The sequence below is a fragment of the Lentzea chajnantorensis genome (genome assembly GCF_054300775.1).
In genome coordinates this window covers 8,192,506-8,213,359 of sequence record NZ_JBSDZT010000002.1, presented here as the reverse complement: position 1 = coordinate 8,213,359, position 20,854 = coordinate 8,192,506, and the positions used below count along the sequence as shown (strand labels likewise).

The window sequence follows — 20,854 nt, the reverse complement described above, 5'->3', positions numbered from 1 at the left end:
TGTGAACTGGTACGACACCGGGTGATCACCGTCTCGAATGCGTGTTCTACCTCACCCAGCATCCAGGTTTGAACCCGGGCCCGCCTACTTCGCGGTGAAGCCGGCTTCCTCCAGCGCGGGCATGAGCTGCGCGCGCAGGTTGCGCTGGACCGCCCACTGGCGGCCGGGGCGCGTCTTCACGGTGACCCGCAGGGTGATGCCCTCCGGCGTGAACTTCTCGACGCCGAGCACGTCCGGTTTGGCCGTGATGTCGTTCTTCAACGGCTCCTTGTCGGCCGCGTCGGCGGCTCGGCGCTCCAGCACCTTGGTCGCCTCGGCGAGGTTGGCGCCGTAGCTCAGCGGCAGGTCGACGACCGCGACCGCGAAGCCCTGCGACGAGTTGCCGACGCGCAGGATCTCGCCGTTGCGGACGTACCAGACGGTGCCACCGGTGTCGCGGATCGTGGTGGTGCGCAGGGCGACCGCCTCGACGGTGCCGGTGATGGACGGGCCGAGGTCGACGACGTCGCCGACGCCGTACTGGTCCTCCATCAGCATGAACATGCCGGACAGGAAGTCCTTGACGAGGTTCTGGGCGCCGAAGCCGATCGCGACGCCCAGGATGCCCGCCGAGGTCAGCACGGGCGTGATGTCGAGCGTCAGCACGATCATGATCTCGAGGAACGCGATTCCGAAGACCAGGATCGTGACGACGGACTTCAGCACGGAGCCGATCGTCTTCGCCCGCTGCTCGCGGCGCTCGGAGATCAGGTTCCCGAGCGCCTGCGGAGCACGTTCGCGCAGCGGCTTGAGCAGGCCGGGCTTCTTGCCCTCCTTGCCCGGCGTGGTGATCCGGTCGATGACCTTGCGCAGCAGGGCCCTGATCACGAACGCGGCGATCAGGATCACGAGGATCTTGACCGCGCCCGCGATGATGTCCGGCCCGTACCTGTCGAAGAACTCAACCGCCTCCGCGGTCTTGTTCGCGGCGTCATCCACCGGATTCGTCGCCAACACGTGGTCGTGCCCTCCTACAACTCCATGCCCGTGGCATTCGCGAGAAACGTCAGCTGGTCCACGGCGAGAGCCACCGTCCGGCTGACCGACCGGCCCGCGTGACCGACCTCGGTCTCGCGGCGGATCAGCACCGGGTGCTTGGTCGGATCGCTGGACGAAGCGTGCTGCAGTGCCGCGCACATCTTCCTGGCGTGGTTGGGGTCCACACGAGAATCCGACTCGAACACCGTGAACAAGACGGAAGGGTACTCAACGTCCGTTACCACTTGGTGATAAGGCGAGTAGGAGAGCAGCCAGCCCAGTTCCTCGGACACGCTCGCGCTGCCGTACTCGTCCGCCCACAGCCGCCCGAGCAGGAACTTCTCGTAGCGCACCATGTCGAGCAGTGGTGCTGAGCACACCACGGCCGCGTACAGGTCGGGCCGCTGGGTCAGCGCGGCGCCCACGAGCAGACCGCCGTTGCTGCCGCCCATGACCGACAGCTGCTGCGGGGTGGTCCACCCGGTGCGCACGAGGTGCTCGGCCGCGGCGTGGAAGTCGTCGAAGACGTTCTGCTTGTTCTGCCGCATGCCGTCGACGTGCCACTCCTCGCCCTCCTCGTCGCCGCCGCGCAACGACACGTGCACCCACACGCCGCCGGCCTCGACCCACGCGAGGGTGGTGGCGCTGTAGCCGGGGCCGCGGCCGATCGCGAAGCCGCCGTAGCCGGTCAGCAGCGCCGGGCGGGGCAGGTCGGGCTTCTGCTCGCCGCTGACGACGAACATCCGCACCGTCGTGCCGTCCTTGGACGTGTACGCGACCTGCTGCGTCGTCACCGCGGGCAGCTCGACGCGACCGGGAGCGGCCTCGTGCAGCACCGTCTGGCCGGTGGCGGCGGAGTAGCGGAACACCGAGGCGGGCGTGACGAAGTCCGTCCACCCGAACCACAGCGCGTCCTCGTCGTGGCCGGTCAGGGCGTCCACGACGGACAGACCGTGCACGGAGCCGGTGCCGGGCATGGGGACGACCTGCAGGTGCGCGCCGGTCTCGGCGTTGTGCAGGTGCAGCTCGGACACCGCGTGCCGGGTGCGCAGGACGACCAGGTCGCCGTTCAGCCAGCGCACGCCGTCGAGCACCGAGTCCGGCTCCTCGCTGATCAGCTCGGTCCACTCAGCCGGGTTCGCCGGGTCGGCCACGCACAGCCGCTGCCGGGGCGCGCCGAGGTTGGTGTGCAGGTAGAGCCGTCCGTCACGGGCGACGAACGCCGAGCACTGCGCGCCGGCGTCGGACAGGAGCACCGGGTTCAGCACCGCGTCGCCGTGCAGGTCGGCGATCCACACCGAGTCGTGCTTCAACGTGCTGGGCGCACCGCTCACGACCAGCCAGCGGCCGTCCTGCGAGACGGTGAGCGAGTAGTAGAACGTGTGCTCCAGGCCGTCGCCGTGCACGTTGAGGTCGGTCTCCGGGTCGGTGCCGACCCGGTGGCGCCACACGCGGCGGTGGAAGAGCTTCTCGTCCTCGGGCAGCAGCGCCGGGTCGAGCTGGCGGACGTAGTAGAACTCCTCGCCGCCGGGCAGCCAGCCGACGGAGGAGTAGCGGCACCGGTCGATCGGTCCCTCGACCAGCTCACCGGTGTCCACGTCGAGCACGTGCAGCAGCGAGTGCTCGTTGCCGCCGACCGACACCTGGTAGGCCAGGCGCGTGCCTTCGAGGCTCGGGGACCAGCGGTCCAGGGTGGTCCTGCCGGACGGGTCGAGCACGCTCACGTCCAACAGCACGCGCTCGGTGCCGTCGGTCTCGCGCACGACGACGACCGGGTGGTCCTGCTCGGGGCCGCGGCGGGTGAAGAACGCGCGGCCGGCGCGCCAGGTCGGCGTGGACACCGAACCCGTGCGCATCAGCTCCCTCAGGCGCTCGCCCAGGCGGTCACGGCCGGGCATCGCGTCCAGCCAGGAGCGGGCCAGCCCGTCCTGCGCCTGCGACCACGCCTCGGTGCGGGGGTCCGCGGTGTCCTCGAGCCAGCGGTAGGGGTCGGCGACCTCTCGCCCGTGGAGCTGCTCGACGAGGTTCAGCCGCTCGGCGATCGGGTACGTGATCGTCGCAGGCAGTGGTGTGGAAGGGGCTTCTGTCACCTTGGCAAGGGTAGCGGCTGTTGAAAACGATCCCCGATAGGGCGCTGGTTCACCCCGGGTTCGATCACACATCCGTGACGCGTCACTTATCACACGTGATTTTTTCCTGGTAAGTGTGGTCTCCTAGGGCTGAACCGGTGGAGGTGGTCGCGTGCCAGACCGACAACCGACCCCTATCGGCGCCTCGCCACCAGGCGAGACGGCGCCGACGGTCCCCCCATGCCGAAATCAGCCCGAGCTGCGGGCAGTGCCCGACGGGGGCCGCGACGGGGGAGGTTCCGGTCCGACGCCGGCGGTGTTCCCCTGGGGCAGACGCAAGGTCCTGCTGCTCAACGCCACGTTCGAGCCGCTCACGGCGCTGTCGCTGCGCCGGGCGGTGGTCCTGGTGGTGTGCGGGAAAGCCGAGGTCGTGCACGGTGACGCCTCCGGGCTCGTGCTGCACTCGTCGAAGTCCGAGGTGCTCGTGCCCTCGGTCATCCGGCTGAGCACCTACGTTCGCGTGCCTTACCGCGGCCGCGTGCCGATGACCCGTGCCGGGCTCATGCACCGCGACCGCTACCGCTGCGCCTACTGCGGCGGACGGGCGGAGACGATCGACCACGTCGTGCCGCGTTCGCGTGGCGGACCTCACACCTGGACGAACTGCGTCGCGTGCTGCGCGAAGTGCAACCACCGCAAGGCGGACAAGCTGCTGTCCGAACTGGGCTGGCGGTTGCGCGTCGTGCCGGCCGCGCCCCGTGGTCCGCACTGGAGACTGCTCGCGGGTGTCGCCGAGGCTGACCCGCAGTGGTTGCAGTACCTGGGTGAACCCGCGGCCTGAGCTGCCGCCCCCTGGTGGTTCAGGCCGCGAGGGTGAGCTCGTTGCGACGGGCCGTGATGCGGACCGAGTCGTCGTCGCACGCCGTGATGCGGACGGAGTCGTCGGACGCGGTGATGCGGACCGAGTCGTCCGTGGCCGTGATCCGGACCGAGTCGTCCGTGGCCGTGATCCGGACCGAGTCGTCCGTGGCAGTGATCCGGACCGAGTCGTCCGTGGCCGTGATCCTGACCGAATCGCTCGCCGTGATGCGCACGGAGTCGGTCATCGTGATGCGCACCGAGTCCCCGGCCGTGATGCGCACGGAATCGGCCGCGGTGATCCGAACGGAGTCGTTCGCCGTGATGCGAACGGAGTCACTTGCGGTGATACGCACGGAATCGTCCTTGTAGCTCGGAAGAGTGACAGACAGGGCCTGGGGGCGGGTCATCGTTGACATTTCGTGTCCTCCAGGACGCTCGGGGCGGGTGCGCAAGACCCGTATAGGTGAAAAGCTAGGAGGTGGGTGTTCCGGGAACAAGACCCCAAACCGGCACCCGTTCGCCGCCGACCGGGTGAGGACTGACCGGGTGTAACCGCTGCGCCGCACGAGAGTGCTCATTGGCTCTACTGGTCGGTACGCACACGCTCCGTGACGTGAAATTCGGCCTGAAGTGATGTGCGTCATAGTGCAAATGGAGTGCTCAGGCGGAAAAACCGGGACGTTTTCCGGTGCTGTGTCACAGGAACAGCACTCGCGGGTGGTTTTGAGCAGGCCCGAACGGTCCGAATCCGGTCACCACGCCGGTGACGGTGATCGCGCCGGCGCGGTCGTACCGCTGGTCGTCCCGCATGTGGACGCGCGAGAGGACGGGACGCGGTCGTCCGGTGAGGCGTTCGTGGGATGTGGGGGTGACCGGAATGCTCGCCGAGGGGTGCAACTCGTTTGGGACCTGACAACGTCGTCACTGCTGGTTGTCGTCGCAACAACAGCAGTGCTCTACTCCAACCAGGTCTTCCTCAAGGGCGAACCGGGTGGTTCACGGGCTCGTCCGGTGCGCGGTGCTCCCGGCTCTGCTAGCCCTCGCGGCTCGCCGCGCGGTGGCCCGGCCACTCGTGCGCGACCGAGTTCGGCTACGGTACCGCCCGTGACCATCGTGGAGACCGTTCTCGTCTTCGCGCTGATCCCGCTGGCTATCTACGGCGTGATCACGCTGCTGACGGTGAGGCCAAAGGCCACCCGGATCCCCCGGTACCGGCCCGGCCAGGAGTGGGGCTACGCCCCGGTGTGGTGGAGTGCGAACCCGGCCGGGCTGAGCGCGGACCACCGCGGTTCCGCCGAGTCCGCCGCGGCGGGTTCGACTGCCAAGGGAGGCGCTCGTGGCAACTGGTAAGGCCATCGCGGCCGTCGACCCGTCGTCGCTGCCGCTCGGTGCGGTCGTGACGAACAGCGGTCGCGTCTCCGCCGCCAAGATGTACGAGCCGCACACCCCCGAGCTGCCGTTCTCGCCCACCCAGCTCGCGCAGCTGGACGAGGCCCTCACGCTGTCCAGCCGCGCGACCGGGCTCGACTTCAGCGTGTACCTCGGCGAGCTGGGCAGCTCGTCCCGCCAGCGCGCCGAGGAGCTGCACGCCTCGACCGAGCGCCCCTCGCACCACGTCCTCGTGGCCGTCTCGCCGGGCGAGCGCGTCGTCGAGGTCGTGACCGGCGAGGAGTCGCACCGCCGCCTCGCCGACCGCGGCGCCAAGCTCGCGGTGATGAGCATGGTCGCGTCCTTCAAGGAGGGCGACCTCGCCGGCGGCCTGGTGTCCGGTCTGCGCATGCTGACCGACCAGGCGGGCAACGCACCGCGTTCCTGACCCGACCTCGCGACAGCCCCCGGCCACCTCCGGCCGGGGGCTGTCGCCGTGTCAGGGGCTCAGCCGCGCGGCGACCTGGTTCTGCGCCACCACCAGGTCGGAGATCCGCTCCCAGCCGAGCCGGCGGTAGAGGTGCACGCCGTCGGCCGAGGAGAACAGCAACCCGGTGTCCGCGCCGTCCGCGAGCGCCTCGTGCACCAGCGTGCCCATGACGACGCTGCCCAGCCCGCGCCGCCGGTGCTCGGCCGCGGTCTCGATCCGGTGCGCCACCGCGTCCGTGCCGACCACGGCCATCAGCCCGCTCGCCGCGAGCTCACCGCCGGCGAGCACCCGCACCCGCAGCACGGGCTCGCGCGTCACCTCCACCGCGTACCCGGCCGGCGGCGCGGGCAGCGGGTGACCGGCGAGCGCACGCCGCATGAACGTCTCGTCCGGCCGCGCGACGACCAGCCCGGCCCGTTCCAGCTCGCCGACCACCTGCGCCGGGTCGGAGGTGGGCACGCTGAGCCAGTTCGGTTCCCGCGTCGCGGCCACGAGCGCGGCCAGCTCCGCGACCTCGGCCTCGTCGGTGGCGAGCCACTCGTACTTCCGGTGCGGCCGGTCGACGTGCACGACGAGGTGCCCGTCGCGAACCTCGGACGTGAGCCCGTCGGCGGCGGTCCAGCCGCGGTGCCAGCGTTCGACGAGCGTGCCGATGTGGTTCACGTTCCCCCTTGCGGTGATCGCTTCGTGCCGGCTCTGCGCCGAATCGGTGAGGCGGTTGCGCCGATCCACCTCGTCGCGCCCCGCGTCGTTCCTGGCGACGACGAGGTCCGCGACCCGTTCCCAGCCGTGCTCGCGGTGGTCGTCCCCGGCCACGACCAGCCCGGTCCCGCTCCGCAGGACCGTCCGCTGCGGCTGCAGCTCCAACCCGTTGCGCAGCAGGGTCTTCGCGACCTCGGCCGGCGAGTGCGTCACCACCGCGATCCGCTCACCCCGCGTCGACACGGCGGCGTCGGCCGCCACCAGGTCGAGCTTCCAGCGGCGGTTGTCGGTGAGCACGTGCTCGCCCGCCTCGGCCAGGCGGCCGGCCAGCTCGTCCAAGGCGGACCTGCGGTCCAGCTCGGTGGAGGCGCAGTCCAGCTCGACCACCACCCCGTTGGCGCGCAACAGCTCCACGACCTCGAAGAACAGCTCACCGACCGACTCCAGGGCAGTGCGGGCGTCGCGCCACCCGAGCGTCGACCCGGCCGCGCGGGCGTCTGCCAGACAGGCCAGGAAGGAGTCGAAGTGCCGGCCGAAGTACTGGCCGGGCCCCGCGAACGCCTCGCTCAGCGCCAGGTACAGCCCGGGTTCGTCGGTGACGTGCCCGCCGTCGAGGTGGAACGTCCCCGCGCCCAGCTCCGCCGTGCTCTCCCAGTCGACGAACGTGAGGTCGAGCCACGACCGGCGTTCCTCGGTGCCCAGCTCCGCCCACAGCCCGCGGTGCCGTGGCCGGCCCCGCCGCCAGAGGTCCCACACCGCTGCCGCGGCGGGCGACGGCCGTTCCCGCCACCTCGGCACGGGGTGCGAGCCCGACTGGTCGAGCACCACGTCGAACCGCCCGTCCGCGCGGGGACGCACCTCCGTGACGTCGAGGTCGAGCCGGACTTCGCCCATCACGCGCCCGGTGACGTCCAACGCGCGCACACCGGTCCACAGATCGTAGCGGTCACACGGGAGATCCGGCGTGTCGCAGCCGAGCACCGTGACCGGCGGCCACGACCAGCCCTCCCACCTGTCCGGCAGCCCCTCGACCTCGCACCAGCCCACGAGCCGGTGCCCCTGGAAGACCCGGTACCGCGGCTGTGCCGGCCGGTGCAGCGCCTGCGGACGGTCTTCCTCCTGCAGCGCGACGGAAGCGGTGACGACGACGTGGTCGGCCTCCTCCCGCACGACCGGGTCGAGCACGTCCCAGAACCATAGCCACTGCCGTCCGTCGAGCACCTCGATCGTGAAGCCACCGGACAGCGCCGCCACGTCCAGCTCACCGCGCAGGACGAGCTCACGGCGTTCGAGCGGGAGGGCTTCCGCGAACAGCCCCTCGACGTCCTCGGCCCGGTCAGCACCTCGTGCAGCTCGTCGTCGCCCACCTCGTACCGCCGCACCACTTCCCACATGATCCCTCCAGCCCGTGAACAGCCGGCCGACGATACGCGGAAGCCCCGCACCGCGCGAACGCGTTGCGGGGCTTCCAGGACCGGTCAGGAGCGGTCGAACTCCTGTGCCGCAAGGGCGCGCACGATGCCCGCACGGCCTTCGGACACCAGGCGGCGCAGGGCCGGCGGGTGCTCGTCGGCCAGCCACGCGTCAGCGGCCTCCACAGTGGACTTCGCGATCGACCACGCCGGGAACATGCCGACCACCATCGACTGCGCGCGTTCCGAGGAACGGCGGTCCCACACGCCCTTCACGTCGGCGAAGTAGCGCTCGACGTACGGCGCGAGCAGCTCCTTCTGCGAGGGGTGCGAGATGCCGGCGATGATGGCCTCGCTGACCGCGTTGGGCAGGTCGTCGTCGTTGACCGCCCGGTCCCACGCCTCGTCCTTGGCCTCGGCCGTCGGGCGCAGGGCGCGGGTGGACTGGGCGCGGCGGTGACCGGTGGAGGTGGGGTCGCGCTCCTCCTCCGCGGCGATCTCCGGCAGGTCCGCCCTGCCGTGCGCGACGAGGGCCTGCAGCAGGCGCCAGCGCAGGTCGGTGTCGACCTCAAGGCCTTCCAAGCCCGCGGAACCGTCGTACCAGCCGCGCAGCACGTCCAGAGTGGACTCGTCCAGCACCGAGGAGGCGAGCGCGTTCACGAACGCCAGCTGGTGGTCCGAACCCGGCTCCGCGGCCCGCGCCAGTTCCAGGGTCTTCGTGACGAACCGGCGCCAGCCCTCCGCGCGCCACGAGTCGTCCGCGTAGGACGACAGCGAGGTCTGGGCCTGCAGCAGGAGCCGCTGCACGACACCGACCTCCGACTCGGCGTGCAGACCGCCGAGCACCAGGTTCACGAAGTCGCGGGCCTTCAGCTCGGCCTCGCGGGTCATCTCCCACGCGGCCGACCAGCACAGCGTGCGGGGCAGCGGCTCCGCGATGTCGGAGATGTGGTCGATCAGCCCGGCCAGCGAGTCGGGGTCCAGGCGCATCGTGCAGTACGTGAGGTCGTCGTCGTTGACCAGCACGATCTTGCCGCGGTGCACGCCGACCAGCTCGGGGACCTCGGTGCGGTCGCCGGTGACGTCCAGCTCGTGGCGGTGCGTGCGGACCAGCTTGCCGCTGCCGTCGTCGTCGTACACGCCGATGGCGATGCGGTGCGTGCGGAACTCGCCCGCACCCGGACGTGCGCCGCCCTGCAGCACGGCGAACTCGGTGAACTTGCCGTCCGCGTCGACGGTGAACTTGGGGCGCAACAGGTTCAGGCCGGTGGTCTCCAGCCACTGCGCGCTCCACCACGACAGGTCGCGGCCGGACGCCTCCTCCAGCGCGCCCAGCAGGTCCGCGAGCGTCGCGTTGCCCCAGGCGTGCTTGGCGAAGTAGACCCGCAGGCCCGCCAGGAAGTTCTCCAGGCCGACGTACGCGACGAGCTGCTTCAGCACGGAAGCGCCCTTGGCGTAGGTGATGCCGTCGAAGTTGACCTCGACCGCCTGCACGTCCGGGATGTCCGCGGCGACCGGGTGCGTGCTCGGCAGCTGGTCTTGCCGGTACGCCCACGACTTCTCGATCTTCGCGAACGTCGTCCACGCCTGGCGGTACTCGGTGGCCTCCGCCTGCGCGAGCACCGACGCCCAGGTGGCGAACGACTCGTTCAGCCACAGGTCGTCCCACCAGCGCATGGTCACCAGGTCGCCGAACCACATGTGCGCCATCTCGTGCAGCACGGTCTCGGACCGGCGCTCGTAGAGGTAGCGGGTGACCCGGCTGCGGAAGACGTAGTCCTCCAGGAAAGTGACGCAGCCCGCGTTCTCCATCGCGCCCGCGTTGAACTCCGGCACGAAGCACTGGTCGTACTTGCCGAACGGGTACTTCACGCCGAACGCCTGGTGGAAGAACCCGAAACCCTGCTTGGTCTCGGTGAACAGCCGCTCGTGGTCCATGTGCGGGGCGAGCGAGGCGCGGCAGTAGATGCCGAGCGGGATGCGGAAGTCGCCGTCCACGAACTCGTCGCGCCATTCCGCGTACGGACCGGCGACGAGCGCGACGATGTACGTCGACATCGGCTTGGTCGTGGCGAACGTGTGCACGTCCGCGCCGCCCTCGCCGTCCTCGGTGCCGGTGATCTCGCCGTTGGAGATCACCTTCCAGTCGTGCGGCGCGGTGACCTTCAGCGAGAACACCGACTTCAGGTCCGGCTGGTCGAAGCACGCGAACATGCGCTTGGCGTCGGCGGTCTCGAACTGCGAGTACAGGTACACGCCGCCGTCGACCGGGTCGACGAACCGGTGCAGGCCCTCGCCGGTGTTCATGTACCGGCAGTCGGCCTCGATCGTCAGCTCGTTCGTCTCCGCGAGGTCCGACAGCCGGACGCCGTCCTCCTCGCGGTAGTCGGAGACGTCGATCTCCTCGCCGTTCAGCACGGCCCGGTGCACGGTCGCCGCCACGATGTCGATCCACGAGGAAGCACCCGGAGTCCGGCTGCGGAACACCACGGTGGTGGTGGAGCGGAACGTGTCCGAACCCGGCTTTCCGCCGCCGTCGGTCAGGTCCAGCTCGATCCGGTAGGACTCCACTTCCAGCAGCCCAGAACGTTCCTGGGCCTGGTCGCGGGTGAGGTTGGGCGCGGCCACTGTTCACCTCGTCTGCCACGCGTGTGGTTACGCGCTGACGTCGTCGGGAATGGTTATGACTCCCGCATCCAATCACGGAACCGGCGTGCGGGAAGAGATGACGGGGTGATCTGGTTGGGCTGTTGGGGGGACAACCCCACCTACCGTGACTGAAGGGGCACCCATGGCTGAGAAGGCCAAGGTCGATTTCTACTTCGACCCGCTTTGTCCGTTCGCGTGGATCACCTCCAGGTGGATCCTCGAAGTGGAGCAGGTCCGCGACATCGACCTCAGCTTCCACGTGATGAGCCTGGCCGTGCTGAACGAGGGCCGCGACCTGCCCGAGCAGTACAGGGAGCTCATGACCAAGGGCTGGGGTCCCGTCCGCGTGGCCATCGCGGCCGAGCAGAAGTTCGGCAACGAGGTGCTGCCCCGGCTCTACGCCGCCATGGGCACCCGCATCCACAACGAGGGCAACCAGGACTTCGACGACGTCGTCAAGCTGGCACTCGCCGACGCCGAGCTGCCCGCAGAGCTGGCAGAGGCCGCGCACTCGACCGAGTACGACGAGGAGCTGCGGGCCTCGCACCACCGCGGCATGGACCCCGTCGGGATGGACGTCGGCACGCCGACCATCCACATCGACGGCGTCGCCTTCTTCGGCCCGGTGCTCACGAAGATCCCGCGCGGCGAGGAGGCCGGCCGGATCTTCGACGGCGCCCGGCTGCTCGCCGGCTACCCGCACTTCTTCGAGCTGAAGCGCACTCGAACGGGTGACTTGGACTTCAGCTGAGGTCCGTGCCGCGGCTTCGTCGACGCGCGGCGAATTTTCGGGGCGACTTTTCTGCCGGGGTGTCGGCGGACGTGGCGCCGCGCCGAGGTCTTTCACGACCCGGTGTGGCGCCACCGCCGTTTCACCGGAGCGGGCGTGCGCATGGCCGATGACCACCGCCCACCCGATGTGACAGTCTGGACGTCGTCCGCGCCAAACCTGTCACATCCGTCTGGAGGGCTCTCGTGATCGAGGTCGTCAACCCCGCCACCGAGGAAGTCGTCGGCACGCTCGCCGAAGGCACGCCGGCCGACGTCGACGCGGCCGTGGCCGCTGCCGTCGCCGCCTTTCCGGCGTGGTCGCTGACGGCGGTGCCCGAGCGGGTGAAGGTGGTGCGGGCGATCGTCGACGGGCTGCGAGAGCGGGCCGACGAGCTCGCGGCCACCATGACCCGGGAGATGGGCACGCCGCTGGCGTTCAGCCGGAAGGTGCAGGTCGCGAACCCGATCGGGATCGCGGAGGGTGTCGCGGACGTGCTGGAGCGCGGGTACTTCGAGCCGGAGGAGATCGGCAACTCGCTGGTGCTGCGCGAGCCGGTCGGGGTGGTCGCGGCCATCACGCCGTGGAACTTCCCGTTGCAGCAGATGGTGGCGAAGGTCGTGCCGGCGCTGGCCGCGGGCAACACCGTGGTGCTCAAGCCGAGCGAGCTGGCACCGCGGACCGCAGACCTGCTGGCGGAGATCGTCACGAGCGCCACGCCCAGCGGGGTCTTCGGCCTCGTGCACGGCACCGGGCCGGTGGCCGGGGAGGCGCTCGCGGCGCACCCGGACGTCGACATGGTGTCGTTCACCGGGTCCACGCGGGCGGGACGGCGGGTGTCGGCGGTGGCCGCCGAGACGGTCAAGCGGGTCGCGCTGGAGCTGGGCGGCAAGTCGGCCTGCGTGGTGCTCGACGACGCCGACCTCGGGCGGGCCGTGAAGATCGCCGTCGGGAACTCGTTCATGAACAACGGCCAGGCGTGCAGCGCGTGGACGCGGTTGCTGGTGCCCGCCGACCGGCACGACGAGGCGGTGCGGTTGGCGGTCGCCGCGGCGGCCAAGTACGTGCCGGGTGACCCGGCGGAGCCGGCGACGCGGATCGGGCCTGCCGTGTCCGCCGCCCAGCGGGACCGGGTGGTCGGCTACATCCGCAAGGGTGTCGAGGAGGGCGCGCAGCTGGCGGTCGGTGGGCCGGACGCGCCGTTGCCGAAGGGGTTCTACGTGGCGCCGACGGTGTTCGGCGGGGTCACGCCGGAGATGACCATCGCCCAGGAGGAGATCTTCGGGCCGGTGCTGTCGGTCATGCCGTACGCGGACGAGGACGACGCGGTGCGCATCGCGAACTCCACCATCTACGGGCTCGGGGGTGCCGTGTTCTCCGCGGACACCGACCGCGCGCTCGCCGTGGCCAAGCGGTTGCGCACCGGGCAGGTCGACATCAACGGCGGTGCGTTCAACACGAGCGCGCCCTTCGGCGGGTACCGGCAGTCGGGCAACGGGCGCGAGTTCGGCAGGTTCGGCCTCGACGAGTTCTGCGAGATCAAGTCGATCCAGCGGTAAATGAGCTGCGGAACCGGCCGTGGCGGCGTATCACTGCCGCCATGGCCGACTCGACGCTGAGCATCAGGACCATCGACCGCTCTGACCTCGACGACTTCCGGCGGGTGTTCGCCTGGGCGTTCCTCGACGAACCGCGCGACAGCGAGCACCGCTGGACCAAGGTGCTGGAGCTCGACCGCACCCACGCGGTGTTCGACGGTGACGAGATGATCGGCACCGGCGGGATTCTCAGCCGCGAGCTGACGGTCCCCGGCGGCGCGCTCGCACCGGTCGGCGCCGTGACCGTCGTGGGCGTCAAACCCGGCCACAGGCGCCGTGGCGTGGCATCGCTGCTGATGAAGACCCAGCTGCACCAGATGCACGAAGCGGGCGACTCGATCGCGATCCTCTGGGCGTCGGAGGGCGGGATCTACCGGCGGTTCGGCTACGGCGAGCACGCGTCGAGCCGGTCGATGATGACGATGCCGACGCGCATGCCGTTCCACCCCGGCGTGCGGGTCGGCGACGCGCGCATCCGGCAGGTCACGCGCGACGAGGCGCTGCCGTTCATGCGCGAGGTCCACGACCGCGTGCGCCGCACCAGGACCGGCTGGCTGAGCCGGGTCGAGAGGTCGTGGGACGTGCACCTGTCCGACGACGAGTCCGACCGCAACGGCCTCTCGTCCTACCGCTACTGCCTGCACCCGCAGGGGTACGTGGTGTTCCGCGTGAAGCACGAGTGGGACAACAGCGGGCCGCGCAACGAGCTGCACGTGCGCGAGCTCGCGTGCGAGACCGAGCAGGCGTACGCGGACCTCTACCGGTTCCTGCTCGACGTCGACCTGGCCGCTCGGATCTCCTTCTACACCGCCACCGATGAACCGATCTTGCACATGGTCGCTGACCCGCGGAAGGTGCGCCAGGAACTCGGGGACGCGCTGTGGCTGCGGATCGTCGACGTGGACCGCGCTCTGCCGCTGCGCCGCTACCTGTCCGATGTGGACAGCGTGCTGGCCGTCGAGGACGCGTTGTGCCCGTGGAACTCGGGCCGCTGGCGCCTCACGGTGAAGGGCGGTGAGGCGGTCGTCACCCGCACCGAGGACCCCGCGGACGTGTCGCTCGACATCGCCGCGCTCGGCAGCGCCTACCTCGGCGGCGTGCGGCTTTCCGTGCTCGCACGAGCACATCGCGTGGTCGAGCACACGCCAGGGCATGTCGACGCGCTGACGTTGGCGTTCCTCAACACACACGAACCGCACTGCCCCGAGGTGTTCTAACGGAACTCTGGCCCGCTTTTGCTCGTTGACGGTTTGTCTGCCGTGGGAGGTAAACCGTGGGCACGATCGTGTGGGTCGTTGTGCTGGTGCTGCTGGTCGCCGGCGTGTTCTACCTGGTCAGCCAGAGCAACGCGCGCAAGGCGCGGGAGCTCGACGACGCCAAGGCCGAGGCACGCCGCTGGGTCGAGCGGCTGGGTGGTCAGGTGATGAGCCTCACCGGCAGCAACACCGCCTCCACCCAGGCGCTGGCCGACGCCTCCGAGCGCTTCACCGCCGCCGGTTCCCAGATGGAGCAGGCCCGCACGATCCCGCAGGCCCGCCTGGTCACCCAGACCGCGATGGAGGGCCTGCACTACGTCCGCGCCGCGCGTGAGGCCATGGGCATGGACCCCGGTCCCGCGCTGCCCGAGATCGCGGGCCAGAAGCAGGCCGGTGCCGTCAGCGAGGACCGCCGGGTCACCGTCGAGGGCCACGACTACGCCGCCTCGCCGCAGTCGGGCGCGGGCACGCCGTACTACTACCCCGGCGGCATGGTCGCCGGCCGCCCGGTGCCCCGCGGCTGGTACTCCGAGCCGTGGTGGAAGCCCGCGCTCGTGGCGGGTGCCTGGGGCGTCGGCACGTTCCTGCTGATGGACGCCATGTTCTCCGGCATGCACGGCATCGGCGACTACGGCGCGGCCGACCTGGGCATGGGCGCCGACGCGGGCATGAACGACATGGGCGGCGACTTCGGTGGCGGCGACATGGGCGACTCCGGTGGCTTCGACTTCGGCGACATGGGCGGCGGGTTCGACTTCTAGCCGGGCCGTGAACGACACGAGGCCGCCCCCGCACACGCGCGGGGGCGGCCTCCGTCGTTGTCGGGTGTCAGGCCTGGCAGACGGGGCACCAGAACAGGTTCCGCGCCGCCAGCTCCTTCGTCAGCACCTCGGTGCCGCACACCAGGCACGGCTCACCGGCCCGCCGGTACACGTACACCTCACCGCCGTGCCGGTCCACGCGCGGCGGGCGCTTCATCGCCCGCGGCATGTGCTCGCGGCGCACGGTGTCGATCCGCCCGACCTTCACGCCGTCCTTCATCAGCACGACCAGGTCGTTCCACAGGTCGTCCCACAGCTCGCGGCTGACCTCGGTACCCGGCGTCATCGGGTTGACGTTGTGCCGGAACAGCACCTCGGCGCGGTAGACGTTGCCGACGCCCGCGATGACCTTCTGGTCCATCAGCAGCACGGCCAGCGACTGGCGGGAGCGGCTGACCCGCTCGTGGGCCAGGTCCGGCCGCGCGTCACGGCGCAGCGGGTCGGGGCCCAGACGAGCCCGGATGGCCTTGACCTCGTCGGCGTTCAGCACCTCGCACGCCGTCGGGCCGCGCAGGTCGGTCCAGTGGGTCGCGCCGACCATGCGCATCCGCACCTGGCCGACCGGTAGCAGCACGGGCGGGGTGTGCTCGGTGAACGTGCCGTAGAGACCGAGGTGCACGTGCACCACCGCGTCCGGGCCGTACACGTGGAACAGGTGCTTGCCGTGCGCCTCGGCGCGCACGAGCGTCCGTCCGTCCACAAGGGACGCCGAGAAGCGGCCCTGTGGACTGGAGACGGCCACCGGGGCACCCGCGTACCGGCGCTGGTGCAGCCGCGCGAGGCGGTGCAGGGTGTGGCCCTCTGGCATCGGTCAGCCGGTCTTGCCGGAGTTCTCGTAGGCGCTGACCTGGTCGATGCGCCGCTGGTGGCGGGCGTCGCCGGAGAACGGCGTCTCGAGGAACGCCACGACGATCGCGGTCGCCTCCTCCGCGGTGTGCTGGCGGGCGCCGATGCCGACCAGCAGGGCGTCGTTGTGCTGGCGGGCCAGCTGCGCGGTGTCGACGTTCCACGCCAGCGCGGCGCGGGCACCCTTCACCTTGTTCGCGGCGATCTGCTCGCCGTTGCCGGAGCCGCCGATCACCACGCCGAGGCTGCCGGGGTCGTTCACGACCCGCTCGGCGGCGTCGACGCAGAACGACGGGTAGTCGTCCAGGGCGTCGTACTCGTGGGCGCCGACGTCGACGACCTCGTAACCCTGCTCCTTGAGAGCCGTGGACAGGTGGGACTTCAGCTCGAAGCCAGCGTGGTCTGCTGCCAGATAAACGCGCACGTCACGGAGTCTGACACGCTGGTGCCCATGTTCAGCCAGGAGGGGTACCGGCTGCGGCTGGAGTGGGGACCAGAGGGGATCGACGCGCTCAAGGGCTGCGACGTGCTCGTGGTGGTCGACGTGCTGTCGTTCACGACGTCGGTGGACCTGGTCGTCGGCAACGGGGGACAGGTCCGGCCGTCGCGCTGGGGACCGGAGTCCGGGCGGACGCCGCGACCGGCGTCACTGGCCGGGGCGACCGGGCTGGTGGAGCTGCCGTCGCCGAACGGGTCGAACCTCAGCTCGCTCGCGGCGGCGACCGGTGCGCACGTGCTGGCGGCCTGCCTGCGCAACGCCGAGGCCGTCGCGGAACGCGCCGCGCAGCTGGGCGAGGTCGTCGGCGTGGTGCCCGGTGGCGAGCGGTGGGGCCTCGACGTCCTGGGCACCGGACCGCGCGAGTTCGGCCCGTTGCGGCCGTGCGTCGAGGACCACCTGGGCGCCGGCGCGGTGCTGGCGGCGCTCGCGAGCCGGCTGCCCGCGGGTCAGGCGTCGCCCGAGGCGGAGCTCGCGATCACGGCGTTCACGCACACCGACGTCGTGCGGGCCGTGCGGGAGTGCGGGTCGGGGCGGGAGCTGACCGGGAACGGGCACGCCGCCGACGTCGAGCTGGCGGTCGCCCTCGGGGTCAGCCGGGTCGTGCCGCAGCTGGTGGAAGGGGTCTTCCGGTGATCGAGATCGCGGACGGCGTGTTCGTGCTCCGGCACGCCGAGCTGGACCTCACCCTCGGCCTGATCACTGGATCGGGTGATTCGCTGCTGGTGGACTCCGGCATGGACGAGGGCCTGGCCGAGCGGCTGAGCCCGTCGCGGATCGTGCTGACGCACAACCACTTCGACCACGTGCTCGCGACGGAGGCGTTCCTGCCGTGCGAGGTGTGGGCGCACGAGGACTGCGTGGTCGACGAGAGCCTGCTGGAGAGCCGCGCCCGGTACTACGACGAGCCGTTCACGGGCAGACTCGTCGCGCCGACGCACACGTTCGGCGACAGCACCACGCTCGACGTCGGGGGCCGCCGGGTCGACCTGCACCACTTCGGTCCCGCGCACACCTCGCACGACGTGGTCGTGCACATGCCGGACGCCGGCGTGGTCTTCGCGGGCGACCTGGTCGAGGAGGGCGCTCCCGCGCAGGCCGGTCCGGACGCGACGCCGGCGAACTGGCGGCACGTCCTCGACCGGGTGCTGGCGCTCGGCCCGCGCATCGTCGTGCCCGGCCACGGCAACCCGGTCGACGCGGCGTTCGTGCGCGCGATGGCTATCCCGGCGGCCAGCTGAGGCCGCGCCCGCCGAGCACGTGGCAGTGCACGTGGAACACGGTCTGGCCGCCGTCGCGCCCGGTGTTGAACACGAGCCGGTAGCCGGACCCGTCGACGCCCTCGGCCTTCGCCACCTGGTGCGCGGTCGCGAGGACCTGCCCGGCGAGCAGCGGGTCGAGGTCGCCGACGGCCCGGTGGTGCTCCTTGGGGATCACCAGGACGTGCGTCGGGGCCTTGGGGTCGATGTCGCGGAACGCGAACGTGGTGTCGGTCTCGGCCACGACGGTCGCCGGGATCTCACCCGCGACGATGCGGCAGAACAGGCAGTCGGTCACCCCGCGATGGTATTGGTCCCGTTGGACCCTGTTGTTCCTGGCGCGCGACGGTCAATCATGTCGGGGTGAAGGGCGCCAAGCTCCTGCTCGTGGTGCGGTGCCTCATCAGCTTCGCGATCGGCGTGCTGCTCGTCGTGCTCGCCGTCCGCTTCGGTGAGGCGCTCTGGCGGGCCTTCCACTCGTGATCGCCTTTGGACGAACCTGCGCTAGTCGCGCACGAAGCAGAACTCGTTGCCCTCGGGGTCGCGCATCACCTGAAAGCTGCCCTGCTCGTCGGTGTGCACCACGCCCTCGCGCGTGCCGCCCAGGTTGACCGCCCGCACGACGGCGGCCTCGATGTCGTCGACCTGGAAGTCGAGGTGCAGCCGGTTCTTCACGTCCTTGCGCTCGGGCACCGGCTGGAACGACATCCGCACCCCGCCCGGCGGCTCCACGTGCGCCCACCCGAGCGCCCGCTCGACGGGCTCACCGCCGAGCAGCTCCGCCCAGAACCGCACGAGCATCGCCGGGTCGTTGCTGTCGATGACGATCTGTTCCAGCCTCACGTCTCCACCAGGTCCTCTCGTGCCCAGTCGCGCAGCCTACCTCCGCGGCCATGGCGAAGATCGTTGTTTTCGGGGCCTGAGGCCAGGCCGGACGGGGGCGTGGCGGTGAGCGCCGCCGCACACAGGTCGGGGCCGCCTCGATGTGAGCCGCATCACGAAAAAGGGCCGAGTGCGGGTGCACTCGGCCCTTCGTGTCGAGCGGGCGACGGGAATCGAACCCGCGTAGCTAGTTTGGAAGACTAGGGCTCTACCATTGAGCTACGCCCGCTTGCCGCCCGTTGTCGGGGCTGCGATCGATACTTTAGCGGGTGGCGGTAAGCTTGGTGCAACCGGGGCGTGGCGCAGTTTGGTAGCGCACCCGCTTTGGGAGCGGGGGGTCGCAGGTTCAAATCCTGTCGCCCCGATCGGTTGCCGAAAACCCGCAGCGCTCGCCGCTGCGGGTTTTCGCCTTCTCCACCCCCGCAGGTAGCGGCTGGCCCACGTCGCCAGCACCCGCGCCACGTACGTCGCGTCCGCCCGGTCGGCCAGCAGGTGTTCCACGTGGGCGGTGTCGGCGGAGGCGCCGATGGTCGACGACCGCGAAAAGCGTTTCTCCACGTCACTACTGTCCGGTCCGTGCGCTACCAGTACCTCGACGCCCGGCTGCGGCAGGCCTTCGACGACGCCGGGCTCAGCCGGTGCCAGCGGGCGTTGCTGCAGGGCGTGCTGCGCGCGCTCGACCCCGATGCGCACCTCGGCGAGCACGTCGCCGGGCTGGGCAGTGCGTTCCTGGCCGTCCAACGCGCGCAGACCGCCCTTGCCAGCCACGCCGCCGAGGACCACCCGCGGTGGAACCTGCTGCGCCGCATCATCAGCACCTCCGTCACGGTGGTGGACGCCGCCGCGCCCGCCTACGCGCACGGCGGCGCCGCGGAGCTTGCCGAGGCACGGCGGACGTTGCTCGACGTGGACGCCGCCATCGCCGCCGACGGGCAGAAGCTCGCCCCCGCCGTCACGGCCGCGGCTGCCGCGAAGCTCGACCCCGAGGCGCTCAGGGCCGCGGTCGAGCGGTGGCTCGCTCCACTGTGGAACGGTGTCGAGCTGCCGTTGCGGGCCAGGATGATCGCCGAGGTCGCGGTCGTCACGGCCGACCACGGGCGGGACGGGCGGCACCTGCGCACCGACCTGTTGCGGTTCCTCAAGAAACCGGACGACCTGGCGCAGGTGCTGTGGCCGCTGCCGCGCAGGCACGTGGTGGCGCTGGTCGTGCGCGGGGCCAGGGTGCTGCGGCACCTCGACGAGCTGCTGCCGGGGGCGCGGCAGGAACCGTTGCACCGCAGCAGGTTGCCGAGGGACGACTTCCTCAAGGACGTGGTCACCGGCTCGTCGGCGCTGGTCCGGCTGCCGGTCACGGCCGCGGACGCGCACACCGCGGCGGTGCTCGGCAGGCGGGTGCTGAGCGAGGCGCTCGACCAGTACGCGGCGGGGGAGCGGCTGACGGAGCTCGACATCGCGCCGGTGTGGCAGGTCAGCGGGCCGACCGGGCGGGTGACCCGCGGCGGGGAGCACCAGCGCACGGTCGGCAACGCCTACCCGCTCACCCCGTACTGGCCGGGTGAGCTGCGGTCGGCGATGCGGGTCGCGAACCTGGCACGGCAGGTCGACGCGCCGATGGCGGCCGCGGGGCTCGCGTGGAGCGCGCTGGAGGCGACCGGGCTGGACCCGAGCCGGATCGGCTGGCTGGCCAAGGCGTGCGCGCTGCAGGTGTTGCGGCAGCACCTGGTCAGCCTGCACGTCGTCGTCACCCACCACGACCGCGAGCTGAGGGCACCGCTCGACGCGCACGTGCCGACGACCGGGGTGAAGCACCACCTGAGGTCCGTCGACGCGTGGCTGGAGGTGCTCGTCCGGCACCCCCGGCCGAACGAGCGGCTGAAGGCCGCGCAGGACGCCGTCACCGCGCTCGCGGAGAGCGAGGGCGGGCTGGTGCCAGACCTCGTGGAGCTGTGGCGGTCGCGGCTCGCGGACTCGAACGCCCTCGCGGACTGGTTGCAGGAGCAGGAGGACACGGCCGCGGCCTTGCTGGAATGGCTCTACGCCACGCGGAACCTCGCCTTCCACGCCGGCACGTTCGCCGCGCCCGGCGACGTGCTGACCGCGCACGCCGGGCAGGCGCTCGCCGACCTGGCGCTCGAGTTCCTCGGCAACTGGCGCACGCGGGAACGCCGGCAGGGCCGGGACGAGACGCCCGCGCTGGAGGTCTACCGCCGCCTCGCCCAGCGCAAGGACCAGCTCACCGCGCGACTGCGGCGGGCGAACTCCGTGCGCAGGCTCAGCGTCGAGGACATCTCCGGCCCTGACGAGAAGTGGTGGACGCGGGGCGAGGGCTGAGGGGTCGAGGCCAACGGCGACAAGGTCA

General features: G+C 70.9%; 19 protein-coding genes and 2 tRNA genes. 11 read left to right on the top strand and 10 right to left on the bottom strand.

The annotated features are described in order from the left end of the window. Window positions 1–84: 84 nt before the first annotated feature. Both ACVDFE_RS39285 and ACVDFE_RS39280 read right to left on the bottom strand, forming a co-directional pair. Window positions 85–915 carry a mechanosensitive ion channel family protein gene (locus tag ACVDFE_RS39285; RefSeq protein ID WP_360401931.1) on the bottom strand — a complete coding sequence of 277 codons (831 nt, stop codon included), beginning with the start codon at window positions 913–915 and terminating at the stop codon, window positions 85–87. Window positions 916–1,010: 95 nt separating this feature from the next. Continuing rightward, entirely contained in the window at window positions 1,011–3,107 is a 2,097-nt protein-coding gene (locus ACVDFE_RS39280; RefSeq protein WP_360401922.1) for a prolyl oligopeptidase family serine peptidase, read from the bottom strand. Between the two features lie 151 nt (window positions 3,108–3,258). On the opposite strand from ACVDFE_RS39280, the gene ACVDFE_RS39275 reads away from it, so the two are divergent. Continuing rightward, a complete protein-coding gene (locus ACVDFE_RS39275) occupies window positions 3,259–3,927 on the top strand; it encodes an HNH endonuclease (RefSeq protein ID WP_458433966.1) in 669 nt (222 codons plus the stop codon). A 19-nt stretch (window positions 3,928–3,946) separates the two neighbouring features. On the opposite strand, the gene ACVDFE_RS39270 is transcribed toward ACVDFE_RS39275, so the two are convergent. Next, window positions 3,947–4,354: a DUF2345 domain-containing protein gene (locus ACVDFE_RS39270; RefSeq protein WP_458434467.1), complete on the bottom strand. Its 408-nt coding sequence runs from the start codon at window positions 4,352–4,354 to the stop codon at window positions 3,947–3,949. A gap of 697 nt (window positions 4,355–5,051) precedes the next feature. Between ACVDFE_RS39270 and ctaJ the strand changes: the two genes are divergently transcribed. Together ctaJ and ACVDFE_RS39260 are read left to right on the top strand one after the other, a co-directional pair. After that, a complete protein-coding gene (gene ctaJ / locus ACVDFE_RS39265; protein ID WP_360399583.1) occupies window positions 5,052–5,297 on the top strand; it encodes an aa3-type cytochrome oxidase subunit CtaJ in 246 nt (81 codons plus the stop codon). After that, complete coding sequence (locus ACVDFE_RS39260; RefSeq protein WP_458433965.1) at window positions 5,284–5,763, top strand: DUF5130 family protein; 480 nt, start codon at window positions 5,284–5,286, stop codon at window positions 5,761–5,763. Before ctaJ ends, ACVDFE_RS39260 begins: the two co-directional genes overlap by 14 nt. A gap of 51 nt (window positions 5,764–5,814) precedes the next feature. Here ACVDFE_RS39260 and ACVDFE_RS39255 read toward each other — a convergent pair whose 3' ends face one another. Both ACVDFE_RS39255 and pepN read right to left on the bottom strand, forming a co-directional pair. Next, window positions 5,815–7,899, bottom strand: a complete 2,085-nt coding sequence (locus ACVDFE_RS39255; protein WP_458433963.1) for a GNAT family N-acetyltransferase — start codon at window positions 7,897–7,899, stop codon at window positions 5,815–5,817. 86 nt (window positions 7,900–7,985) lie between these two features. Next, complete coding sequence (gene pepN / locus ACVDFE_RS39250) at window positions 7,986–10,547, bottom strand: aminopeptidase N (protein ID WP_360399574.1); 2,562 nt, start codon at window positions 10,545–10,547, stop codon at window positions 7,986–7,988. A 163-nt stretch (window positions 10,548–10,710) separates the two neighbouring features. Between pepN and ACVDFE_RS39245 the strand changes: the two genes are divergently transcribed. From ACVDFE_RS39245 to ACVDFE_RS39230, 4 genes are all read left to right on the top strand, one after another. Then, window positions 10,711–11,319: a mycothiol-dependent nitroreductase Rv2466c family protein gene (locus tag ACVDFE_RS39245; RefSeq protein WP_360399571.1), complete on the top strand. Its 609-nt coding sequence runs from the start codon at window positions 10,711–10,713 to the stop codon at window positions 11,317–11,319. Window positions 11,320–11,543: 224 nt separating this feature from the next. Continuing rightward, on the top strand, window positions 11,544–12,896 hold the full coding sequence (locus ACVDFE_RS39240) for an aldehyde dehydrogenase family protein (protein WP_458433962.1): 1,353 nt from the start codon (window positions 11,544–11,546) through the stop codon (window positions 12,894–12,896). Window positions 12,897–12,937: 41 nt separating this feature from the next. After that, a complete protein-coding gene (locus tag ACVDFE_RS39235; RefSeq protein ID WP_360399565.1) occupies window positions 12,938–14,152 on the top strand; it encodes a GNAT family N-acetyltransferase in 1,215 nt (404 codons plus the stop codon). Window positions 14,153–14,208: 56 nt separating this feature from the next. Then, window positions 14,209–14,952, top strand: coding sequence for a hypothetical protein (locus ACVDFE_RS39230; protein ID WP_458433961.1), 744 nt, complete (start codon window positions 14,209–14,211; stop codon window positions 14,950–14,952). 67 nt (window positions 14,953–15,019) lie between these two features. Here the strand turns inward: ACVDFE_RS39230 and ACVDFE_RS39225 are convergent, their stop codons facing one another. Both ACVDFE_RS39225 and ACVDFE_RS39220 read right to left on the bottom strand, forming a co-directional pair. Beyond that, window positions 15,020–15,820, bottom strand: a complete 801-nt coding sequence (locus ACVDFE_RS39225) for an Fpg/Nei family DNA glycosylase (RefSeq protein ID WP_458433960.1) — start codon at window positions 15,818–15,820, stop codon at window positions 15,020–15,022. 3 nt (window positions 15,821–15,823) lie between these two features. After that, complete coding sequence (locus ACVDFE_RS39220; RefSeq protein WP_360399556.1) at window positions 15,824–16,282, bottom strand: ribose-5-phosphate isomerase; 459 nt, start codon at window positions 16,280–16,282, stop codon at window positions 15,824–15,826. A gap of 27 nt (window positions 16,283–16,309) precedes the next feature. Here ACVDFE_RS39220 and ACVDFE_RS39215 point away from each other — a divergent pair, with 27 nt between their 5' ends. Then, window positions 16,310–16,990, top strand: a complete 681-nt coding sequence (locus tag ACVDFE_RS39215) for a 2-phosphosulfolactate phosphatase (protein ID WP_458433959.1) — start codon at window positions 16,310–16,312, stop codon at window positions 16,988–16,990. Further along, window positions 16,987–17,595 carry an MBL fold metallo-hydrolase gene (locus ACVDFE_RS39210; RefSeq protein WP_458433958.1) on the top strand — a complete coding sequence of 203 codons (609 nt, stop codon included), beginning with the start codon at window positions 16,987–16,989 and terminating at the stop codon, window positions 17,593–17,595. Before ACVDFE_RS39215 ends, ACVDFE_RS39210 begins: the two co-directional genes overlap by 4 nt. On the opposite strand, the gene ACVDFE_RS39205 is transcribed toward ACVDFE_RS39210, so the two are convergent. From ACVDFE_RS39205 to ACVDFE_RS39195, 3 genes are all read right to left on the bottom strand, one after another. Further along, the gene (locus ACVDFE_RS39205) at window positions 17,576–17,911 is read right to left on the bottom strand and encodes a histidine triad nucleotide-binding protein (protein WP_458433957.1); all 336 of its coding nucleotides are present in this window, start codon (window positions 17,909–17,911) and stop codon (window positions 17,576–17,578) included. The two genes, ACVDFE_RS39210 and ACVDFE_RS39205, sit on opposite strands and share 20 nt — an antisense overlap. 206 nt (window positions 17,912–18,117) lie before the next feature. Then, window positions 18,118–18,456: a VOC family protein gene (locus ACVDFE_RS39200; protein ID WP_458433956.1), complete on the bottom strand. Its 339-nt coding sequence runs from the start codon at window positions 18,454–18,456 to the stop codon at window positions 18,118–18,120. A gap of 197 nt (window positions 18,457–18,653) precedes the next feature. Beyond that, a tRNA-Gly gene (locus ACVDFE_RS39195) sits at window positions 18,654–18,724 on the bottom strand. 62 nt (window positions 18,725–18,786) lie between these two features. On the opposite strand from ACVDFE_RS39195, the gene ACVDFE_RS39190 reads away from it, so the two are divergent. Together ACVDFE_RS39190 and ACVDFE_RS39185 are read left to right on the top strand one after the other, a co-directional pair. Continuing rightward, window positions 18,787–18,860, top strand: a tRNA-Pro gene (locus ACVDFE_RS39190). Between the two features lie 211 nt (window positions 18,861–19,071). After that, window positions 19,072–20,826 (top strand): hypothetical protein, encoded by a 1,755-nt coding sequence (locus ACVDFE_RS39185; RefSeq protein ID WP_458433955.1) that lies wholly within the window; start codon window positions 19,072–19,074, stop codon window positions 20,824–20,826. Window positions 20,827–20,854 lie beyond the last annotated feature (28 nt).

Excerpts from the sequence above, each read along its gene's own strand:
- ACVDFE_RS39270 (WP_458434467.1), bottom strand. The coding sequence starts at position 4,354 with ATGACCCGCCCCCAGGCCCTGTCTGTCACTCTTCCGAGCTACAAGGAC.
- ACVDFE_RS39245 (WP_360399571.1), top strand. The coding sequence starts at position 10,711 with ATGGCTGAGAAGGCCAAGGTCGATTTCTACTTCGACCCGCTTTGTCCG.
- ACVDFE_RS39235 (WP_360399565.1), top strand. The coding sequence starts at position 12,938 with ATGGCCGACTCGACGCTGAGCATCAGGACCATCGACCGCTCTGACCTC.
- ACVDFE_RS39225 (WP_458433960.1), bottom strand. The coding sequence starts at position 15,820 with ATGCCAGAGGGCCACACCCTGCACCGCCTCGCGCGGCTGCACCAGCGC.
- ACVDFE_RS39215 (WP_458433959.1), top strand. The coding sequence starts at position 16,310 with ATGTTCAGCCAGGAGGGGTACCGGCTGCGGCTGGAGTGGGGACCAGAG.